This window comes from Mycobacterium sp., from assembly GCF_050701675.1.
Lineage (GTDB): Bacteria > Actinomycetota > Actinomycetes > Mycobacteriales > Mycobacteriaceae > Mycobacterium.
Window position 1 is genome coordinate 1 of the sequence record NZ_JBOGDD010000897.1, and the last position, 2,630, is coordinate 2,630.

General features: G+C 65.3%; 2 protein-coding genes and 3 pseudogenes. 1 reads left to right on the forward strand and 4 read right to left on the reverse strand.

The genetic code is table 11. From position 1 onward, the window contains the following. Positions 1 to 3: 3 nt before the first annotated feature. Positions 4 to 175: pseudogene (locus tag ACRDUX_RS27155) on the reverse strand (DUF1801 domain-containing protein); the annotation flags it as partial. A 75-nt stretch (positions 176 to 250) separates the two neighbouring features. Then, positions 251 to 725, reverse strand: a pseudogene (gene tnpA / locus ACRDUX_RS27160) (IS200/IS605 family transposase); the annotation flags it as partial. A 35-nt stretch (positions 726 to 760) separates the two neighbouring features. Between tnpA and ACRDUX_RS27165 the strand changes: the two are divergent. Further along, a complete protein-coding gene (locus tag ACRDUX_RS27165; protein WP_526418333.1) occupies positions 761 to 1,978 on the forward strand; it encodes a transposase in 1,218 nt (405 codons plus the stop codon). A 57-nt stretch (positions 1,979 to 2,035) separates the two neighbouring features. On the opposite strand, the pseudogene ACRDUX_RS27170 reads toward ACRDUX_RS27165, so the two are convergent. Continuing rightward, positions 2,036 to 2,224, reverse strand: a pseudogene (locus tag ACRDUX_RS27170) (DUF1801 domain-containing protein); the annotation flags it as partial. Between the two features lie 2 nt (positions 2,225 to 2,226). Beyond that, positions 2,227 to 2,630: VOC family protein (locus ACRDUX_RS27175; protein ID WP_526418334.1), on the reverse strand; the 404-nt coding region annotated here is incomplete at its 5' end.

Sequence of the window (2,630 nt, forward strand, 5' to 3'; positions counted from 1 at the left end):
GTGTCATTGGGTGTTCAAGGCCACCGCTGCGCGGATGAGCGCCGTGAACGCCGACTCGTCGAGCGTCGTCCTCACCGATGTCGATGGCCCGCCTGGTGTTGCCCTCGAGGCTGGAGTTGAAGAGTCCCTTCGGGTCGTCCAGAGAGGCGCCCTTGGCGAAGGTGAACTTCACTGACCCTTCTTCGGCGGATGCCTGGCCGTTTACGGCGGGGAGGTAGCCGATCTCGTCTGTGTGGCCGGCGTCAGCGGGCCGCTTCTCGTCGGGACGGTTCTGTTGTTCGATGTACTGCTTGATGATTGATAGCGGAGCGCCGCCACAGGAGGCGGCTATGTAGGACGGGGACCAGAAGTGGTTGCCCCACAGGTATTTCCGAACGTGTGTCGGGTATTGCTGGCGTAACCGGCGAGCCGAAGCGCCTTTGAGTCGGTTGACCAACGTCGAGATCGACAGGCTCGGCGGGTAGTGCGCGAGCAGATGCACGTGGTCAGTCTCCCCGTTGAACTCGCGCAGCTCGGCACCGAGGACTGCACAGATGTCAGCCATGAGACGCCTCGCAGGAGCTGAGCATGTCGTCATTGAACACCGGGCGCCGATACTTGGTGAGGAACACCAGGTGCGCATGCAGCGTGTAGAGCGAAGTGCGTCCGCGCTGCACGTCGAACTCAATTCTCGTCGGCACCACAGGCTGACGATGGGTACCGTGTCCGACACGCTGAGCGTGCATCAGGGCTGTCGGTGTGTGCGGTTACGGTTATCGACATGGGCTTGGCCAGCGGCGACGGCAAGGTGCGGTACACCTACCGGCTGCGGCTCTCCGGCCGCGCGCAGCGGTTGTTGTTGGCGGAGTGGGATCGTTGCCGGTGGGTGTGGAATCAGTGCGTGGAGACATCGGATGCCGCGCACCGAGAGTGGCTCCAGACCGGGGTGAAGATGGAATGTGGGCCCGCACAGCTGGATAAGCGGTTGACCGGGTGGCGCGGTGAGTACGAATGGTTGGCCGCCGGGTCCAGTGTGGCCCAGCAGCAGACGATCCGCGATTTCGGGCGGGCACGCGCCAAAGCGCTCAAGGACCGCAAAGACAGGAAACTGCCGGTGCGGCAGCGGCGTGGGATGGCGAGGTTCAAGTCCAAGCACCGTGCGTTACCGAGCCTGAACTACTCGCTGCGCGGGTTCGGGCTCGACGCCCGGGTGGTGAAGCTGGCCGGGGGGATCGTCATACGCCCGGTGTGGTCACGCGAACTACCGTCAGCGCCGTCAAGTGTGCGTGTGTACCGGGATGCGCTGGGCCGGTGGTGGTGCTCGTTCGTCGTTCCCCAACCCCAGACGCCTCCAGCACCGCAGACGGGTCGCTCGATCGGGATCGATTGGGGCGTGAGCGAGGTGGCGACCACGACCAGCGACGCCCATGATCTGGCTCACCACCAGTACGGGCGCAGCGCGGCTGCCAAGCTGGCCGGGTATCAGCGGATGATGGCACGGCGGCGGCCCGCGAAGGGGGTGCCCGCTTCGCGTGGCTACAAGGCCGCCAAACGCGCGGCGGCCAAGCAACACGCCCACGTCGCCGCGCAGAGGGCCGATACGGGCCGTAAATGGTCCAAGGCGGTCGCCACCGATTTCGATCGAATTGCCGTTGAAGATTTCCGGCCCAAGTTTCTGGCGAAGTCGACGATGGCGCGCAAAGCTGCCGACAGCGCGGTCGCGGCCACCAAACGTGCGTTGATCGAGCAGGCCGGCAAGCGTGGCCGCCAGTTGGTGCTCGTCGACCCGAAGTACACCACCACTGACTGCGGGAACTGCGGTGCGAGAGCCAAACGCCGCCTGCCGCTGTCGCAACGCACCTACCGGTGCGAGTCATGCGGACATGTCGCGCCACGCGACAAGAACTCCGCGCACGTCATGCTCAACCGGGCTGGTTTCAACCCGGCTGGTGTCGAGGGCACAAGACCTGATCGCTCACCGAGCGACCAGGCAGCCTGAGCCAGGAATCCCGATCGTTCACGATCAGGAGGATTCAACTTGTCCTTGTACGTCTCACGTGCAAAGCATTCCGTCGTGGTACCACGTCGGAACGCCCCTCCACTTCCACTGCTCTTCCACGTCGGGGTCGGCCCGCTTGATGAGCTCGCGCAGACGGGCCAGGGTATCGCCGCGCCAATCGGGCAGCTCCCTGATGCGGGCGTCGATCAGCTCCGACGGCGAGGCCGTTCCGGTGTCCTTCGTCATGGCTAACGCACCTCCTGGATGCGGATCATCGTGCCCGCGGGATCGCGGACTGCGCAGTCGCGCACCCCGTACGGCTGCTCGATCGGTTCTTGGACGATCTCGGTGTCGCCGGCCTGCAGCCGCTCGAAGGTGCCGTCGAGGTCCTTGGTGGCCAGCACGATGATCGCGAAGGTGCCCTTGGCCATCATCTCGGCGATGAGGCGTCGCTCGTCGTCGGTGATGCCGGGGTCGGCGGCGGGCGGATGCAGGACGATCGACGTGGCGGGCTGGTTCGGAGGGCCGACCGTGATCCAGCGCATCTTGCCGCCTCCGACGTCGAGGCGGACCTCGAAGCCAAGGACGTCGCGGTAGAAGGCGAGCGAGGCCTCCGGATCGTCGTGCGGGAGGAAGGTGTTGTGAATCGTGA